This is a genomic window from Streptomyces sp. R33 (assembly GCF_041200175.1).
In the GTDB taxonomy this organism is placed as follows: Bacteria; Actinomycetota; Actinomycetes; order Streptomycetales; family Streptomycetaceae; genus Streptomyces; species Streptomyces katrae_B.
The window spans coordinates 7,871,804-7,889,725 of record NZ_CP165727.1 but is presented as its reverse complement, the minus strand read 5'-3'; the positions used below and the strand labels follow the sequence as shown (position 1 = coordinate 7,889,725).

At 71.7% G+C, this 17,922-nt stretch carries 12 protein-coding genes; 4 read left to right on the top strand and 8 right to left on the bottom strand.

Going from position 1 to position 17,922, the window contains the following annotated elements:
* Nucleotides 1-73: 73 nt before the first annotated feature.
* Nucleotides 74-2,221, bottom strand: a complete 2,148-nt coding sequence (locus tag AB5J51_RS36180) for a serine protease (protein WP_369779646.1) — start codon at nt 2,219-2,221, stop codon at nt 74-76.
* 213 nt (nt 2,222-2,434) lie between these two features.
* On the opposite strand from AB5J51_RS36180, the gene AB5J51_RS36175 reads away from it, so the two are divergent.
* Nucleotides 2,435-2,764 (top strand): CU044_2847 family protein, encoded by a 330-nt coding sequence (locus AB5J51_RS36175; RefSeq protein ID WP_136223462.1) that lies wholly within the window; start codon nt 2,435-2,437, stop codon nt 2,762-2,764.
* 9 nt (nt 2,765-2,773) lie between these two features.
* Here the strand turns inward: AB5J51_RS36175 and AB5J51_RS36170 are convergent, their stop codons facing one another.
* Nucleotides 2,774-3,391, bottom strand: a complete 618-nt coding sequence (locus AB5J51_RS36170) for a 2'-5' RNA ligase family protein (protein ID WP_369779645.1) — start codon at nt 3,389-3,391, stop codon at nt 2,774-2,776.
* Between the two features lie 11 nt (nt 3,392-3,402).
* Nucleotides 3,403-6,267, bottom strand: coding sequence for a peroxidase family protein (locus AB5J51_RS36165; RefSeq protein WP_369779644.1), 2,865 nt, complete (start codon nt 6,265-6,267; stop codon nt 3,403-3,405).
* A 296-nt stretch (nt 6,268-6,563) separates the two neighbouring features.
* On the opposite strand from AB5J51_RS36165, the gene AB5J51_RS36160 reads away from it, so the two are divergent.
* Nucleotides 6,564-8,270: a thiamine pyrophosphate-binding protein gene (locus AB5J51_RS36160; RefSeq protein WP_369779643.1), complete on the top strand. Its 1,707-nt coding sequence runs from the start codon at nt 6,564-6,566 to the stop codon at nt 8,268-8,270.
* A 39-nt stretch (nt 8,271-8,309) separates the two neighbouring features.
* Nucleotides 8,310-9,695 (top strand): hypothetical protein, encoded by a 1,386-nt coding sequence (locus AB5J51_RS36155; RefSeq protein WP_053787400.1) that lies wholly within the window; start codon nt 8,310-8,312, stop codon nt 9,693-9,695.
* 196 nt (nt 9,696-9,891) lie between these two features.
* On the opposite strand, the gene AB5J51_RS36150 is transcribed toward AB5J51_RS36155, so the two are convergent.
* On the bottom strand, nt 9,892-10,938 hold the full coding sequence (locus tag AB5J51_RS36150; RefSeq protein WP_136223456.1) for a trans-acting enoyl reductase family protein: 1,047 nt from the start codon (nt 10,936-10,938) through the stop codon (nt 9,892-9,894).
* Nucleotides 10,939-11,066: 128 nt separating this feature from the next.
* Here AB5J51_RS36150 and AB5J51_RS36145 point away from each other — a divergent pair, with 128 nt between their 5' ends.
* Entirely contained in the window at nt 11,067-12,026 is a 960-nt protein-coding gene (locus tag AB5J51_RS36145) for a helix-turn-helix domain-containing protein (protein ID WP_053787402.1), read from the top strand.
* A gap of 10 nt (nt 12,027-12,036) precedes the next feature.
* On the opposite strand, the gene AB5J51_RS36140 is transcribed toward AB5J51_RS36145, so the two are convergent.
* The 4 genes from AB5J51_RS36140 to AB5J51_RS36125 all read right to left on the bottom strand — a co-directional run bounded on the left by AB5J51_RS36140 (nt 12,037) and on the right by AB5J51_RS36125 (nt 17,846).
* Complete coding sequence (locus AB5J51_RS36140) at nt 12,037-13,467, bottom strand: extracellular solute-binding protein (RefSeq protein WP_369779642.1); 1,431 nt, start codon at nt 13,465-13,467, stop codon at nt 12,037-12,039.
* On the bottom strand, nt 13,464-16,223 hold the full coding sequence (locus AB5J51_RS36135) for a substrate-binding domain-containing protein (protein ID WP_369779641.1): 2,760 nt from the start codon (nt 16,221-16,223) through the stop codon (nt 13,464-13,466). The genes AB5J51_RS36140 and AB5J51_RS36135 overlap by 4 nt, the downstream gene beginning before the upstream one ends.
* A 4-nt stretch (nt 16,224-16,227) precedes the next feature.
* Nucleotides 16,228-16,572 (bottom strand): hypothetical protein, encoded by a 345-nt coding sequence (locus AB5J51_RS36130; RefSeq protein ID WP_053787619.1) that lies wholly within the window; start codon nt 16,570-16,572, stop codon nt 16,228-16,230.
* Between the two features lie 98 nt (nt 16,573-16,670).
* Entirely contained in the window at nt 16,671-17,846 is a 1,176-nt protein-coding gene (locus tag AB5J51_RS36125; protein ID WP_369779640.1) for an epoxide hydrolase family protein, read from the bottom strand.
* Nucleotides 17,847-17,922 lie beyond the last annotated feature (76 nt).

Below are 17,922 nucleotides of genomic sequence, written 5' to 3'. Positions count from 1 at the left end.
CGGCGACGGGAGGGAGGTCACGCTCCTCAGTGCACGGCCCGCCGGGATCGCGGCCCCGCCCCCGCCGGGCGCCTCACGTACGGCTGATGCCGTGCCCGATCTCCGCGGCGACCTCGGCGTGGGCGAGGTACTCCTCGATGCTGTGCGCCCGGCCGTGGGCGTTCTCCACGGCCATGTCGGTGAGCTTGCCCCAGGTCTCCCCCAGCGGACAGCCCAGGGCGACCGTGTCGGTGGGACACCAGGCATTGATCCAACGGCGCACCCGGGCCGACAGGTTGGGTCCGGGAGGCTGCAGCCGGCTGTACACCGTGTCCATACCGAGAGGGCTGCCGGTGCTGACGAGCAGTGAAACCTCCAGCCGCTCCGGGAGCCGGTGGACGAGGTCCATCCCGACGACCGTGCCGAGGCTGTGGGTGACGAGGACGATTTCACCGGAGGGCGGCAGGGTGTCGAGCACACTGGTCAGGACTGCGTCGCGGACGGCGCGGTCGTCCAGGTACGCGTCGACGTCGCGGAACCGCGTGGCGATGGCCAGCGCGTCCATGTCGGTCGTGGCGGCGAGCCAGCTCACCGCTCGGCGCAGTCGTCCGGCCAGTGCGCTCCCGATGCTTTCGTCGGTCGTACCGCCGTCCTGCGGCATTCCCGCTTTCGCCGCCGCTTGCAGGAGGAGCTGCTCGTACAGGCCCGTCGTCGACTCTGCGGCGAAGGCCTCGGCTGCCGAGTGGCCGTTCAGCTCCTCGAACGGGCCGGAGGCCGAGACGGCCTCGCGGCTTCCGTCGCTCTCCCTTCGCCTGATGGCCTCGATGATCCGGTCCGCGTAGAAGGGGAACCACACGTCCGCCGGGTCCACGGTGGGGAGGCCGGCGCGGGTGAGTCCGTGGTTCAGGCCTGCCGTCCAGCCACGGCGGAGCTCCTCGGGTTCGTGCTCGTGCTGGCTGCGGCCGTGGAGGAAGACCAGGTGCCGTCCGCCGACGGCGGGAGTGCCGCGGGCGGGCAGGCCGCTGCGGATCACCGCGGTTCCGGCCGGGCCGGCGGCTTCGTGCAGGGAGCCCGCGGCGGGGAGCGGGGACGGGGCCGCCACCGGGGCCGCCACAGGGGCCGCCACCGGGGGCGGGATCGGGGCGGAGATCGGACCGGGGACCGGAGCGGAGACGGGCGCGGCGACCGCGGGGCCTTGCTGGAGGCCGGACTCCGGGCCCATCTCGGCGAGCAGCGCACGCTGTTCGGGTTCCGGCTGCAACGTGGCGAGATATTTGAGGATCGAGCTGACGCGCGCGCCCTCGTTCGCGATGTAGTCGATGGCGTCGTCGGGGTCGCCGGGGCGTGCGATGCCTCCGTTCTTGAGCAGCCTGTTGCCTTGGGCGTCCTCCCTCGCCACGCCGCTGTGATGGAGGGCCACGACCTCCCACTGGTCGTTGAAGACCGGCGATCCGGAGTTTCCGCGCTCGGTGTCGGTCGTGTAATGGAGGAACTCGGGCAACCGGTCCTGGACCGTGTTGTCCCTGAACGCGACCTCCTTGAACCGGCCTCCCGGGTGGCCGATGACGTTCACCCGCTCGCCCAGAAGCACCTTGCCCTGCTGGATGCTCAGCCGGTTCCAGCCGAAGACCTCACCAGGGTGGCGGCCGTCGGCTGCCGGGGCGACCGCCACCAGCGCGAAGTCGAGGTGCTTGTCCATGACGAAGAAGGCCGCAGGATCGAGTGCGAAGCGGACGGCCGCGTCGGGTGTGTTGTCGACGGTGTTCTGGACGTTGAACTCGACGAAGCAGCGCCGGCTGAACGCCTCGTCTAGCAGGACGTGCTGATTGGTCATCAGCAGTCGGGGGGAGACCATGAAACCGGTGCCGTGCGGCTGCTCGCGGCCCTCCGTGCGGACGGAGATCCGGGCTACGGTGGCGGCGGCGCGGGCGCCCCGCGGCAGGAAGCTCCACGGCTGGGACTCGTTGGCGATGTTGATGATGCGCTCGTTGGCGGCGGCCTCCGTGAGCGCCGTCGAGCGAACGCCGTCCACCAAGGCCGAGGCCGGGACCCCGCCTCTGTCGATGAGCCTGCCGGCCCGGGCGGCCACGTGCTCGGCCGAGTCCGGGAAGCGCGTCCCCTCGGCCTGTCGTTCCTCCACGGTCCGGCGCGTGCCGGTCGCGTCGCGGTAGCGCCGGCTCGCCGCAGTCTGCTGCACTTCGAGCGCCTCGCGTACTTCGTCCAGCTCCGGCAGCTCGGACATGGGATCCACCGTTCCGTCGTCGAAGAGGTCTCCTTCCAGGGAGCAGCCGGAGGACCGCGCCCGCAACAAGTACGGGGCCACTTGAGTCTTCGGACCGGAAGGCGTCTCATGCGTACGGACCACCCCGGATGCGGCACGTGCCCACAGCCCGCCATGCTGGCCGGGACCCCACGGCAGGCAGTCCGCTGCCGCGCAGCAGGCGGAGGAGGAGTCTTGGCACCTCTGGCTCGGATTCCGTTGGACGGCGGTGGCAGCCTTCTGATCGAGGGCCCGGCCGCCTTGGCGGGACCGGTGCAGGCCGGTGCCCTCGGCGATGCCGTTCACGATCTGCCGGGCAGCCTGCAGGAGGCCCTGGAGCCGATCACGGAGGCGGCGCGCGCCACCCTGGAGCAGCTGCGCAAGGTCCGCCCCGATGCGATCACCGTCGAGTTCGGCGTCGACCTCGCGGTCCGGGCCGGGGCCGTGATCACCAGGACCGGAGCCAACTGCCACTTGAAGGTGACGGTCCGGTGGACGGACAAGGGCCCGTCCTCCGCGATGTGACCGGCACGCTCACCGGGACGTTCCGTCACCGGGCCGGGGAGTCCGCCCCGGGGGATCGGGCTGCGCCGAGGGGCCGGACCCGGAGTGCCAGTGGACTGCGCCCGTTCCCAGGGCGATCGTGACGCGGGGCCGCATGGGCTCGTCGCCGCGGCGGGAGAGCAGCACGATCTCCTCGACCCGGGCCGGCGTGCTGCCCAGCCGGGCAGCGCATTCCTCGGCCAGACGCCGAGGCTCGTGGGTGCGGCCCAGTGACAGGTGCGGCGTGAAGGTCGGGAATCGCCCGCCGCACAGCGGGAACGGCTCCGTCAGGGCCTCCTGGAGCGCCGTCCAGGGCGCGAGGCCGGCCGCGGCCGGATCGAGCCACACGGTGGAGTAGGCGCGGTGCCGGAAGGTGCGCACCCCGCTCAGCCGGATCGCGAACGGCTCCGTCTCCGCGACGGCCGCGGCCAGCAGGGGGGCCGCCGCCGGGAAGTCGGCCTCCGGGACGAAGCCGAAGACCAGGTTGACATGGGGCGGCCAGCGGCGGATCTGGGGGTCGTGCACCTCACGGATGCTCTGGATGACGGGCCACGACCCGGCCGGGGGCAGCCACACCACGGCGGACCGTGGTGTGGGGGGCACCTCCATCGATGCGCTGATCAGCCGCGGCCTGCCTCGGAGGGGCCGCGCACCGGGGCCGGGCGCCAGGGTGCGAATGCGCTCGCCGTACGCGGCAGCAGGCCCGCCAGCTCCGGGCAGTGCCGTAGGACGATGCTCGTCATGCCGTTGCGTTCGATCCAGTCCATGCCCAGCGGTGTGTAGACCTCGGGCCGGAAGTCGACCGTGAGGAAGCGGTCGCTCTGCAGCCGCCGGCTGGCCATCAGGATGAAGATGCGGAAGGCCGTGTCGCTGAAGCCGAAGCCCTGGGGCGGATTCTCGGCGAACAGCCCCACCATGGTGTCGATCTGGTCCACGTCACGGTAGACCGCCTTCAGCCGCGCGACCGTGTCCGGATCGGAGGAGAGGTCCTCGAAGCGGCGCAAGCGCGGCTTGTGGAGTCCGGCCCGGAAGTCGTTGTACCGGGGCACACCGCGCCGCCGGGTGCGCACCAGGTCGACCACGGACAGGTCGATCACCTCGCCGTCCCGCTCGAACGCCTGGAGGGCGCGCGGGTAGTTGTGCAGGGTGATCGCGCCGGGATGGGCGATGCCGAGTGAGTACAGCGAGTTGGTCAGACCGGTCTTGCGGATGAGCGGTTCCGCCGCGGTGCCCTGCAGGTCGTTGAACCCGAGGGTGTCGAGCCTCCGGCCGAGCCGGTGGTCCACGATCTCGAAGTCGTCCGGCAGCAGCGGGTGCATGCGGTAGACGGTGACGAAGTCCTCCGTGAGGGAGTACGGCGCGGCGTGGTGGTCCGGCAGGGTCTTCGGGATACCGGTCAGCGAGTGCGCCTCGAACAGCCACAGCCCCAGCTGTGTGAGCCAGTTCTTCGGCGGGCCCTGCCAGTTGGTCTTCAGCCCGATGTCGATCGTCTCGGTGGCGAGGATCGCGGGGGTCCACTCGACCGTGTGGATCTTGGCGATGAGAGCGGACACCACGAGCCGCGCCGTGTGGTAGATGCGGTCCTCGTCCAGCCGTGGGTACTCCTGCCGCAGCGCCTCGCACACCGCGTTGTGCTCCCGGGCGAACAGCGTGTGCATGGCGCTCAGGCCGAGCCACCAGCTCTCCGCAAAGCCGGTGAGGGGGAAGCCGTTCGGGCTGAACGGCAGGTGCCCGTTCTCCAGGCGCAGCCCGGCCCCGCCGTCCGGCTCGCGCAGGGCCGTTCCGGCGTCCTTGGTGCCGCCGTAGACCTCCGAGCCGTCCCACCAGTGCGAGGCCGAGTTGCCGAACAGGATGGGCGGCGTTGCGCCGTCCGCGGCGATCAGGCTCTCGTTCTCGGCGAAGCGCATCACGGTTTCGGGCCGGCCGCCGGGGGTGTTGCTCCAGGTGACACCGGGCGGGAGCGGCACCTCCACGCTCTTCGTACCGGTCGGGTAGCGCTTGTGGTTGACCCAGTCGTGCACCTGGAACTGGATCCAGGCGGCGGCCAGGATGTTCAGCGACCGCGCGGGGATGAACGCGTCGCGCTGCAGCAGCTCCCTGCTGACGGTGACCGGGTTGGGCGTGTCGAACAGGTCGGGCCGGTAGACGGGTGGGAGGTTGCGGCCGAAGGTGGATCCGACGGCCCCCATCTTCGGCGCGGACAGGTCGTTGTAGGTGCCGTCGTAGCTGCGCGCGGTCCGCATCTGCTCGTCGACGGGCGCCGGCACCGGCCGGGCCCTGGGCGGAGCCTCGTGGATCTCGGTGTCGATGAGGTTGTGCCGGCGCAGCGCCTGCCGCAGCGTGACGAGGTTGAGCAAGCCGAGCCGGGTGGGCAGCCGATGCCAGGGGACGAACCGGTTGAGGGCCCGGAAAGCGGCGTCGAGCGGCACCCCCAGCACGGCGTTGCGGTGCGGCTCGGTGGTGACGAAGCGGTGGCCCAGGCGGTGGGCGCTGCTGGCTTCGTAGGCCGCCTTGCGGGCACGGTTGAGGTTGCCCAGGGGCCGGAACTCCTCGGTCGTGTTCCACGGGTTGAAGACCAGCTGGTCGACCCGCACCGCGGCGGCCCGTGCCTGCGCGCTGTCGATGTCCTGGCGCGGGATCGTCAGCGTCGCGACCGGGACGACGGGCGCGTCCTCCTGCGTCCACTCGGCCGCACCGTCCTCGATGGGCGTCCGGCGGGCATCCACGTAGCGCTGGACGCACAGCTCGAAGACGACGTCCGCCTTCTTCAGGCGCTGTGCCAGCTCGTGGTACAGGTGGTCGGGGTCGGTACGGGAGGGGTCCGGGGCCGGTGACGCGTTCGCGGCGGGGCGCAACTGGTAGCGCACGGGTCCCTGTTCGCCCCACAGGATGGCGCCGCGGCTCCAGTACGTCTCCAGCGCGAGGCTGCGTACGGTGCGGCTCGTTCCGGCGCGTACGTTGCGCCGCATGCGCGCGGCCGTGGACCAGCCGACCGCGAGGGGCAGGGTGAGGAACAGTGCGGATGCCTTGCGGAGCGTCGTATCGGCACCTGCCATGGCCTTCGCGAATTCGACGAACTCGCGTGCGTTGCGGGCATGGGAGACCGGGAAGCTCGTCATGAGGAGGTCGTGGGCCTCCTCCGGCCCCACCTCGATGCGCAGTGCCGCTCCCCGCAGGTCGGGGGCGTGGTCGGGCATGCGGGCGCCGTTGGCATTGGACAGCCGGACGGTCACCGGGTATTCGGCGGCAGGTCTCGCGAAGCCGGTCCGCAGGTCCTGCGGCAGGTCCCGGACGAACGCCAGCCGGGCGTTCTCCACGCCGAGGACGGCCTTCGCGTGGAACGCCCGCTCGATGCCCGCCGCGCCGCTGCGCTTCCTGGCCTTGAGCTGGACCCGCATGAGCTCACGGGCGAGCCGCTCGAAGACGAGGCGTTCCGCTTCGGGGTCGCCGCCCACGTAGCGCTCGTACTGCCCGATCTCGTGCATCTGTGCCCCTTCGAACGGCTGCCCATGTCGGTGGCTGCGGGCATCTTCGTCACACGCAGCAACTTTGACCCACGGGCGGGGCCGCGTCGCGCGGAGCAATGCAGACGGGTTCATCGGGGTCGCGGGGCGACCGTCGCGCTGCGTTCCCGCTCACGGGGCCCCTTCACCCGAACGGACCCGTGCGATCAGCCCGAACGGGTCTGCCCGGGGAGACTGACAGGCAGGATGACGGCACAGCACGGCATCGGATCGTCGTCCTCGCCCGATGCGGCAGGGCACGGATTGAGGGAGTGCCGATGAGAGTCTACGAAGCCATCGTCAAGGGGCTGGAGGGCATCGGGGTCCAGGCCGCATTCGGCGGGGCCGGCGAGAACGCCGCCGGCCTGATGCTGGCGCTGAAGCATTCGCAACAGATCCGGCCGGTCATCACGCGGCACGAGCAGGCCGCGTCCTTCATGGCCTGCGGTTACGCGATGTACACGAACCGGCTGGGCTTCTGTTTCGCGACGGCCGGGCCCGGTGCGTTCAACCTGTTCTCCGGACTGGCCGTGGCGATGTCCGACTCCTACCCGGTCCTCGCCGTCTCCGGTTACGCCTCGATGAAATGGCAGGGGTGGGGTTCGCTCAACGAGACCTCGGGCCTGAACCGCACGCCCGACTCCCGGGCCATGTTCGCGGCGACGACGAAGAAGTCCTTCCTGCTCACGGATGCCGCCGACACGTGCGACGTCCTCGAGGAGGCGGTCAACACCGCGTTCGAGGGGCGCCCGGGGCCGGTCCACATCCACGTACCCGAGAACCTCACCGAGCGCGGCATCGAGGTCACGGACTTCCGGCACATCCGGCTCGACGTCAAGCCGGTCGCACCCGATCCGGCCCTCGTGGGGGAGATCGCCTCGGTGCTGGCGGACGCCCTCACCGGGCGCAAACGGATCGTGGCCCTCGTCGGCTTCGGCGCCGTCCGCAGCGGAGCGGGAGCGGAGGTCAAACGGCTGATCGAGCGGTTCCAGATTCCGCTGCTGACCACGCTGGACGGGAAGGGCATCGTGTCCGAGGGGCATCCGCTCTCGGTCGGCGTCTTCGCCGACAGCGGCCACGCGAGCGCGTGGAAGGCCTTCCGCGAGGCGGACGTCGTGCTGTGCATCGGCAACTCCCTCAACCAGCACGCCACGTTCAACTACCGCGAGGACCTCTTCGAGAACAAGGTGCTCATCCATGTGAACATCTCCGAGGCCGAGTTCCACAAGGCCTACCGGCCCGACCACGCTCTGCTGTCCGACGCGCGCCTGGGCGTGGCAGCGCTCCTCGAGGCGCTGGAGAAGAAGGTCGGCGAGGTCCCGAGGGCCGAAGTCGACGGCCGGGACTACGAGGCCCGGCACATCACCCACCTGACGGGGCACATCCACCCCGGGGAGCTCGCCCAGGCGATCGGCCGGATGCTGCCGCCACAAGCCGTCCTGCTCGCCGACGCGGGCGCGCACCTGGCCTGGCTCGGCTACTACGTGGAACTCGAAGAGGGGCAGCACTTCCGCAAGGCCGGTTCGTTCGGACCGATGGCCGGCCATGTCAACGGCGCCATCGGCCTGAAGGTCGCGCACCCGGACCGGACGGTCGTCGTCGGCTGCGGCGACGGATGCTACTCGCTGTCCGGGTTCGAGCTGATGACGGCCGTCGAGAACGAGATCCCCGTCATCTGGGTCATCTTCGACGACCGGGAGTTCAAACTGATCAAACTCTTCCAGCTCACCACCTACGGGGAGACGGGGCTGGTCGAGTTCCAGAACCCGGACTTCGCCGCCTACGCGCAGGCGTGCGGCGCCGACGGCTACCGCGTCAAGACGCTGGAGGAGTTCGAGAAGGCGTTCCGTGCGGCGCTGGCCTCCGGCCGGCCCACCGTCATCGACGCCAGGATCACGCGGTGGGCCGTCCCGCACTACAGCCCCTCACCGGACGGCGTCATCGCCGGTCTCGTCGAGACCGTCGAAGCACGTCTGCGCGACTGACCGCCGGCCGGCCCGGCTGCCACCGGAAGGGGCAGGAGCATGACAGACCTGACGAACACGCACCGCCACACCGGGCTCGACGCCCTCCTGAACCGCCCGCTGATCACGTCGATCTGGCGCCGCCGCACCCACCGCGTCAGCCGCGGAAGCTCCGTCGAAGCCGGCTCGATGAGCTGGTCCTCCACCGAGGCACGCGCACCGCTGACGGAGCTGGAGGAGGCAGTTCTCATCTCCATGACGGGGTGCACCGGCCTCACCATGCCGGACCGCCCCTTCGCCGATCCCCGCGACGGCAAACCGATCATGGCCAAGCCGAACCTCAACATGGCCGGACGGACCGCGGGCAGCCCCGACAACGCCCAGGGCACCCACTTCTTCCTGATCAACGACACCGGCACCTACTTCCTGCGCAAGCTGCCTCCTCCCGCCGACGGCTCACCGGCCACCTTCGACGCGGAGACCCTGTGCTCGCGCGCCGCCCAGGCCAAGGTGCAGCTGCTCGACCACCGCATCGACGTACCGGACGGGAAGCGCGACTTCCCCGCCTACCTGGACTCCAACCGGTTCCTCTCGAACCTCCCGGGCACCACCGTCCTGTTTCCGGTGGTGGACCTGTCGCGGCAGTACATCAACGGCATGATGTACCTGCTCACGCAGCCCGAGGGCGCACGGCCGGCCATCGTCGACGACCGGAACCTCTACCGCTCGGCGGGCGTGGGCAAGTGGGTCAAGTCGGGGTTCCTGAACAAGGACATCAAACTCCCGCTGGGCGCGATCTGGGCGATGCGCACGCAGATCGAGGCCGACCTGCTGCTGCAGAACATCATGCTCACCGCCGACGCCATGGGGCTCGGGGCATGGATCCACGCCTCGCTCGCCCCGCCGATCATGCTGGGCGACCCGAAGTTCCGTCCCACGTACGGTCCGATGCTCGGCTTCGACTGGACCACGCCCCGGTGGCGGCCGGCCGACCTCCTGCGCTGGCAGGTGCCCCTGCCGCGCTATTCCGCGCTGCGGGCGACCACCGTCGGCCTGCGCCACAACGGGGAGCACCTGATCAAGGCGATGTGCCCGCCGAACTACGCCACGATGAACGACGCGGTCGACGCGGTCGTGGCGGACAAGTTCGGGCCGCAGGGCATCTACACCGACGAGGGCTTGTTCCAGCGCATCTACCGGGGTGAGTTCGGCGCCCAGTACCTGCGCGAGGCCAGCAACTACTCGGCCGACGTCATCGCCTGCACGCGCGACATCTGCACGTACATCTACGAGACCCACGGGCGGTTCCCCGCCCACTGTGACACGATCCACGTCCCTGGAGTCTGGCTGCAGGCCCACCACGTCGAGACCGCCTACTACGAGCGGTTCTTCCGCGACGGCCTGACCGAGGCCCACCGGCTGCACGATCGCCAATGGCACGGCTGAGCAGCCGGTAGGACGGCCGCGCAGGCGGCAACTCCCCGCCATATAGCACCCTTGGCGCGGTGTGCCGTCGCGGTCGTCGTGGGCGGACTAGGGCTCGCTGTACGACTGCAACGGGGCGCCGGCCCAGCGGTCCAGCTGTACACGGCCAACACCAACAAGCGGCAGGTCTGGGTGACCCCAAGTAGCCGACCGGCCGTCAGTAGGCCGCACCGCGCTCGTACGAGAGGTGGTGCGGGGCCAGTGAGCGCAGGAACGCGTGCGCGTCGAAGATCTCGCCGGGCGCGACCACCCCGGCCTTCCCGGCCCCTCCCGCGAGGATTCGGCTGACGGCCTCCACAACGAGAGGCGCGCTGACGGCGTAGATGTCCTGTCCGCGGGCGACCGCACGGCGCCGGGTGCCGCCCGCACGGACGACGACCTCGACGAGGAAGGTCTGTGCCGAGCGGCCCCGCTCGTCGACCGGCTTCGGGGGTTCCGCGTCCGCGGCCAGGACGTCCTTGACGGCCTCGAGCGTCATGCAGGTGTGGATGTCCGGGGCGGACAGGTGGTGTGCGATGGTCACGCTGTCGGTGGTGGTGAACTCGCCGATCACGGGCCGGTCCCCGACCGGAGCGGGAAACGTCCACCGGCCCGTGGGCGCCTCGTCGGTACGCAGCTCCAGACGGCCCTTCGCGTAGACGAGCCGCCGGCCCTCGCGCCGGCTCCGGGAGACCTGGCTGGACCCGCGCGTCCCGGCCGTGGGCCGCCAGCTGCTCAGGGCGAACGCGAGGTGCACCTCGTCGGCCTCCGGGGCGGTGTCCAGCGCGGCGGTGGCGAGCAGGTCGCCGAGACCCCCGTAGAACGCCATCGCGGGAACGACCACGATGCCGGCGTCGCGGGCCCGGTCCGCGAAGTGCGCGAACGTATCGGCGACGGCCTCCACCTCCCCCGCGACGTCCAGGTACGCGATCCGAGCGCGCAGCGCCGCCTCGATGACCGGCGCGGCCGTCACGGCGAACGGACCGGCGCAGTTGATCACGGCTGCCGCGCCGGCCAGTGCGCGGTCGAGCGAGCCCGGATCGTCGGCCGCGGCCGGCCGGACGTCGAGTCCGGGAAAGTCGTCGGCCAGCGCCCGCAGCTTGCCGGGGTCGCGGCCGGACAGGATCGGGACCAGCCCCCGCTCCAGCAGTTCGGACACGACGAAGCGTCCGGTGTGCCCGTAGGCGCCGAACACCACTACCGCTGCCGCTCGACTCGTTCCCATGAGGTTCCCCCGTCTCGTGCGCTCGCGCTTCTCGGGCTCGTGCGCGAATGATCAACAGATGCCATGGTGCCGCCGGCGGCCCGGCGGCCGGGAGTGGCAGGAACGCCACGCCCCGTACACTTTCGGACATGAGCCTTGTCGCGCTGGCCGTCACACCCGGGGTACCGCATTTCGAACTCGCCGCCGCCTGCGACGTGTTCGGCGTCGACCGGTCGGATCTCGTCGATCCCTGGTACGAGTTCACCGTGTGCGCCCCGGGCACCGTGCCGGTCGGCGACCGCTTCCGGCTCGAGCCCGACGCGGGACTCGACCGGCTCGTGCATGCGGACACCGTGATCGTCCCGGCGTGCGCCGATCCGGACGCGGACCCGCCCGCCGAACTCGTCGATGCCGTGCGCGCGGCACACGATGCGGGCGCCCGGGTCGCCTCGCTGTGCACGGGCGCGTTCGTACTGGCCGCCGCGGGTCTGCTGGACGGGCGCCGCGCGACCACGCACTGGCTGCACGCGGCCGCGCTGGCCGAGAGGCATCCCGAGGTGGTCGTCGATCCGGACGTGCTCTACGTGGACCACGGCACCGTGCTGACCTCGGCCGGCAAGGCCGCCGCGATGGACCTGTGTCTACATCTGGTCCGCCTCGACCACGGCTCGGCGGTCGCGAACGAGGTCGCGCGCCGCCTCGTCGTACCGCCCCATCGGGCCGGCGGCCAGGCCCAGTTCGTCGCCACCCCGCTGCCCGAGCGCCCCGACCACCCCCTCGGCGCGCTGCTGGTGTGGGCGATGGAGCGCCTCGACCAGCCGCTCACCGTGGAGGACCTGGCGCGCCGGGCGAACATGAGCTCACGCCACCTGGCGCGCGTCTTCACGGACATCGCCGGCACCACTCCCCTGCGCTGGCTGCTGACGCAACGCATCCACCGTGCCCAGGAGCTCCTGGAAACCACCGACGACACCATCGGCTCGATCGCCGCGGCCACCGGCATGGGTACGGACGCCACCTTGCGGCGCCACTTCAACCGCACGGTCGGCGTGCCACCGGACACCTACCGACGCACCTTCCGCAGTGCTCGTCCGGACCGCGTCGGCTGACCGCCCGTGGTCACCCCGGGGGCAGGGCCTTCTTCAGCTGGTCGTGCAGGTGTTTGGCGAGTTCCGCGTCGGAGGGCGGCTTGTCGCCCTGGAGCCGGGCCAGTTGGGCGGCGAACGTCTGGCTGAAGGCGCCGTAGAGCGGGGTGCGCGGCCGCTGGACGGCGTTCTCCAGTGCCGGCAGCAGGGTGCCGCGCGCGTAACCGGGACGGCCGTACGCGTCCCGTGGCATGTGGTCGGTGCGCTCGCTCGTCGGAGCCGCGGTGGGCTGGCCGGGTGGCTTCGCCGCCTCGCACTTCAGTTTGTCGTCCACGTACGCGGAGATCCGGGTGGCCGCGAACCCCGCGTCGAGCAGGCAGCGTTCGTTCTGCCTGCTGGTGAGGAACTCGATGAGCTCACGGGCGGCGTTGCTCCGCGGCGACCCCGTGGCCACGGCCAGGTTCTGGCCGCCCAGCACGGCCCGGCCGGGCAGCGGGGCCACGCCGAGCTTCTCTTCGGACAGGGACTGGTGGAGCGTGCGGTAGGCGTACGGCCAGTGGCGCAGGAAGCCGGTACGGCCGGCCGCGAAGTCGGTGAGCGTGTCCGCCTCGTCGGACTGGGCGGCGGCCGCCAGGGTGTAGGCCGCCTCGGTGCGGTTGCCCAGCTCGTCCAGCCCCGCCTTCAGGTCGTCCACGGAACCGGCGTAGCGGCCCTCCTTGTCCGTGAGGGTGAAGCCGTCGGAGGCCGAAGCGGAGGCGAAGGCCTCGATGCCGTTGACGGTGAGCCCTTCGTACGACGCGTCGAGCTGCGAGGTCCAGCCCTTCTCGTAGGCCTCGGGCAGGCTCTTGCGCGCCGCGTCGAGGGCGCGGATCAGCTGCTGGACGACGGACCAGCCGCCGCCGGTGCCCTTGCTCAGGTCGGTCTCCTTGACGCCCGCGCTCTGCAGGTAGTCGCGGCGGTAGAACAGCAGCCCGACATCGCTGTTGAAGGGGACCGCGTAGAGCTTGTCCCCCCAGCGGGCGGTGGCGGCGACGGACTTGATGACATCGGAGTCGACCAGCTTGCCCGGGAGCGGCTGGACGAGGCCCGCGGCGGCGAACTCCGGCACCCAGGTCACATCGAGGTTGACCACGTCGTACTCCGCGCTGCCGGACTGCAGCGCGCCGAGCAGCTGGCTGCGCTGCTGGTCCGCCGAGCCGGGCAGCTCGACGAGGCGGGCCCGGTGGCCGGAGCCCTTGCCCTCCTGCTGCGCGTTCCACGCATCGATCAGCTGCTGGCGGATGCCGCCCTTGCCGGTCACGTCCCGGCCGCTGGCCAGCACGATGTCGCCCGGCTGGTCGGGGGCGCCCGCAGCGCCGCTCTGTCCGCCGCCGGCCGCCCCGCCACCGCCGGCGTCGCACCCTGCGGTGAGCAGCACGGCGAGGAGCAGTGCGGACGCGGCGCGCCCTGTGGGCCCGAGCCTCATCCCTGATCCCCCGTTCCGGTCCTCGCGACCTCGTCCCGCAGCCGCGCGACGAGATCGCTCTTGGTGTCCAGGCAGCGGCCGCCGCTCGCCTCGGAGACGAGCGCGTCCGGTTTGCCCTTGTCACAGCCCCCGCTGTCCAGGGAGGCCATCACCACCGGGATCCTCTTCCCCGTCCGCACGGACAGGAGCAGGGTGTCGAGCCGGCCGCCCTCGTTCAGCCGGTTGTTGTCCTCGTCGTCCGTCAGGTAGACGATCAGCTGCGGCCCCCGGCCGTCGGTACCGCGCTGCCTCATGAAGTCCAGGGCCGCCATCAGCGCCTTGTCGGGATCGGCTTCGAGGTCCTTGACCTGGGCCTTGGCGGTGATGGTCTGCTTCCCCTCCTCGCGCGAGTGCGTGCCGAACGGCAGCACTTCGCTGTACGGACGGGAGCTGCCCGGCTCCTCCGTGGCCACCGCCCAGACCCCGTACTCGTCCAGCTGGCCGAGCCCGGCGAGGGACTGGGAGATGATGCCGGGGGCGCCGCCGGGGCCCTGCCAGAGGCTGCCCATGGATCCGGACGAGTCGAGCAGGAAGAGCACCCGGCCCGGACCGTTGGCCTCCCGATAGCCCTTCAGCGCCGCGGTCATCGCGGGCGGGAGGGCGGGCGCGCCGAGCGGGCCGGGGTCGTCCAGGGCCCCGAAGTTGCTGAACACGACACCGGTGTCGGCGGACGGTGCGCTGCCGTTGCCGAGGGGCCTGCGAGGACCCGATGCGCTGCGGAAGCCGTCGTTCCCGAATACGGCGAGTCCGCCTCGGACCGCCGGCGCGGTGGTGTTCGCTCCGTTCTTCGCGCCCGCTCCCTTGCCGGTGAGCCACGCGCGGAACCGCTCCGCGGCGCTGTCCCGTAAGGCTTTGTCCCGTTCGGGTCCCAGCCAGCGCACGCGTACGAACGTCGGGTTGAGGCCCGGGACGTCGGTGGGGTACTCGGCCATCCGGCGGACACGGGTCCTGCTGTCGCAGCCCACGCCGGTTCTGAGCAGGAACTCCGGCACCAGCGCGGTGGTGCGCTTGTCCGCGGTGTGGTCGTCGGGCAGGGTGCACAAGAGGTCCCCGCCGGTGCGCGACGGCGGTCCCGGCTGGCTCACGCTGTGTTCGGCGGCGGCCGGATCCTGCGCTCCCGCGCCGTACAGGCCGACGGTGGCGAGCAGGCCGGAGTCGCTGTTCTCCGGGTCCGTACGCCGTATTTCGGACTTCGGCTCGCGCTTCCTGAGCGCCTCCGTCAAGGCTGCGAGACCACCGACCCGGGCGGCGACCGCCTCCTCCGCCAGGTCCTGCGGTACGGCGAGCACGACCGGCGAGTACGCGAAGGGCTCGGGGTCCGCCTCCAGTGCGACATAGGTCCGCTCGCTGGACGCCGTACGGGCCCGGTCGACGCTCGCGGACGAGCCCGGGATCCAGATGTCCGGCTGCGGGCCGATGTCGCGCTGCGGGTTGGTTTCGTCGGTCACCGGCCGCTGCCAGGGGTCGGACTGCCGGCTGAACGCGGCGACGGCCGCGGCGGCGCCGGCGCTGTAGACGGTGATGCCCGTGCGCCTGCACCCGCCTTCCGACGTGTTCTCCGCCGACGTCAGGTACGCCTCCGCGGCCTTGCGGACGGTGGGTTCCAGTTCGGGGTCGGTGAGCAGCCGGAGTTCGAGCGGCGGCTTGCAGGGGCCGCCGTCCCCTCCGTCGAGCGCGGCGATGCCGGTGGCGAGGAGTCCGGCGATCGCCGCGGACACGCCGATGGCGATCGCGAGCCTCCGGCCGGTGAGGGGTCGGAGCCGGCCCGGCCGCACCGCCCGGCCCAGCCGGCCCGCCCGGACCGCCCGGCCCAGCCGGCCCAGGACTCCTGGTCTTCGGTCGGGGCGGGGGCCGGGGCCCGGCGACTGCGGCGTGGCCGGCCGGTTGCCGGACCCGCCCGGGGCGGAGTCGAGTTCCGGCGAGGACGGCGCGTCCTGCGAGCGGGCGGGAGGTGCTGCGAGCAGTACGTCGGCGCCCGAGGTGGCCGCGTGGCTCTGCGGCTCCCACGGCTCGGCGGGCCCGCGCAGCGTCGTGTGGTGCTTGGACATGTGGGCCCACAGCTTCTGGGCCAGTTCGGCGAAACCGACTTCGCCGCCCTGGCCGCCCAGGCCCTCGTGGAGGAGGTATACGAGCTGGGCGGTGTAGGGCGTGGGCGAGTCACCGTCACCCGCGTCGATGCGGTTGTTGGCCTGGACGCTCATCAGCAGCGAGGTCCGCTGACGCTGGGCGGTACCGAGCGCGTTCCATGCCGCCGAGGCGTTACCCGCGTAGCAGCAGTCGAGGATGACGACCACCTGCTCCGCCCGGGCCCGGGACAGCACGGTGAGGACGCTCTTCCAGGGCACGGCGCCGCGGAACACGGACTCGTCGCCCGGGACGATCGTCGCCCGCCGCATCAGCAGCCAGAGCTCGTCCCCCGTACTGGGCACGGCGCCGTGGCCGGAGAAGTAGAGCAGGAGCAGCCCTTCGGCCTCCTCCACCGCGGTGTCCAACTGCCGGTCGAACTCGTCCACGGTGCCCGGCCTGGTGACGGTGATCCCGTCCTCGGCGAACACACCGCCCCCGCGGAGGGCCCGCTCCAGTGCGGCGAGGTTCTGGCCGACCGCGCCGAGGTCGCCCGACACTCCGAAGGGGTGCTCGGGCTGCTTGAAGTCGTATTCGGGGACTCCGACGAGCAGCGCCCGGTTCACCTTCCCACGCGGGTCGAAGCGCGCCACCGGGCTATCTCCCGTCGCTCTCCGGCGCGACCTCGACCTCCGGGGGTTCACCGCGTTCGACGGACCGGCGGTTCTCCCGCCATGCACGGACCCCGCTCTTCACCTGCTCCAGCACTTCGTCGAACAACGTGTTGGCGGCTGCTCCGATCAGCACCAGCACGATCTCCATCCCGGCCCCCATCGGGCTGGTGGACCCGTCCTCCGTCCCCGCGCGCTCGTGGATCTCCAGTTCGCCGCTTTCCCTGCGGGCTTCGAGCTTCCGCTCCCGCTCGAGCCACGCCTTCAGCGCCGCGATGTCGCTCTCGCTCGCGCCCTGCGTCAGGCGCACGCGGATAGCCGTATTCGCCATAGCCTCCCCCTCAGCCACAACTCAGCATCATGACATGCGAGTTGTACAGAGGGGCACCCTTTGGTCACGAACGGGGTCAGGCCCCGGTGCCGACGGCTTCAGCCGGCCGCCGCCGACCGGTAAGGGCGGAAGAACTCGCGCAGTTCCGCCGCGTAGAGCTCGGGCTCCTCGAACGGTGCGAAATGGCCGCCGCGCGGGGGTTCGGTCGCGTACACGACGTTCGCCGTGCGCTCCAGCCACGCCCGGGGCGGGCGGACCACGTCGCCGCCGAAGATCGAGAAGCCGGAGGGCACCTCGACCCGGCGGGCGTGCTGCTCGGGCGCGACCGCGGCGTTCGCGCGGTACATGCGCATCGACGGGCCGATCGTCTCCGTCAGCCAGTAGAGCGTGACGTTCGTGAGGATCTCGTCCTTCGTGAAGCTCCGCTCGACGTCGCCGTCGCAGTCGCTCCACGCCCGGAGCTTCTCGACGATCCATGCGGCGAGCCCGGCCGGCGAGTCCGTGAGCCCGAAGGCGGCGGTGTGGGGCTTCGTGCGCTGCAGGGCGGCGTACGCTCCCTCGGTCGCGCCCCAGGCCGCCGCGTCCCCGAGCCAGGCGCGCTCCTCGGGCGCGAGGTCCGCCGGGTCTCCGGTGAACAGGGGCAGGCCCGCGTCGGTGCGGTGGACGGCCACGACCCGGTCGGGGTGGTCGAGCCCGAGGTAGCGGCTCACGTGGCTGCCCATGTCCCCGCCCGCCGCACCGAATCGCGGGTAGCCGAGGACTGCCATGAGCTCGGCCCACAGGCCGGCGACGGCGATGTAGTCGAGGGGCGGTCCGGTGGGGCGGTCGGAGTACCCGAAGCCCGGCATGTCCGGCACGACCACGTCGAACGCGTCGGCGGGATCGGCGCCGTGGGCGCCGGGGTCGGTGAGGAGCGGGATCACCTTCGCGTAGCGCCAGAACGAGTCCGGCCAGCCGTGACTGAGTACGAGCGGCAGCACGGGCCCGGCCTGAGCGGCGGCCCGGACGTGCACGAAGTGGATCCCGAGGCCGCCGAGGGTGACGCGGAAGCGGGGGAAGCGGGCCAGCTCCGCCTCCTGCGCCGGCCAGTCGAAGCCGTCCGCCCAGTAGGCGACGAGCTCGCGCAGGTAGCCGAGGTCGGTCCCGAGCGACCAGCCGGCATCCTCCGGCAGGTCCGGCCAGCGCGTCGCGCGCAGCCGTGCGCGGAGGTCCTCGAGCGCCGCGGGGGCGGTCTTCGGAGTGAACGGCTCGGGGCGGGGAGAGACGTCCGGCATGGGACGCATCCTAAGCGGTCCCACGCCCGACGAGCCGCCCCCGACGCGGTGTCGGGGGCGGCTCGTCGGGCACGGC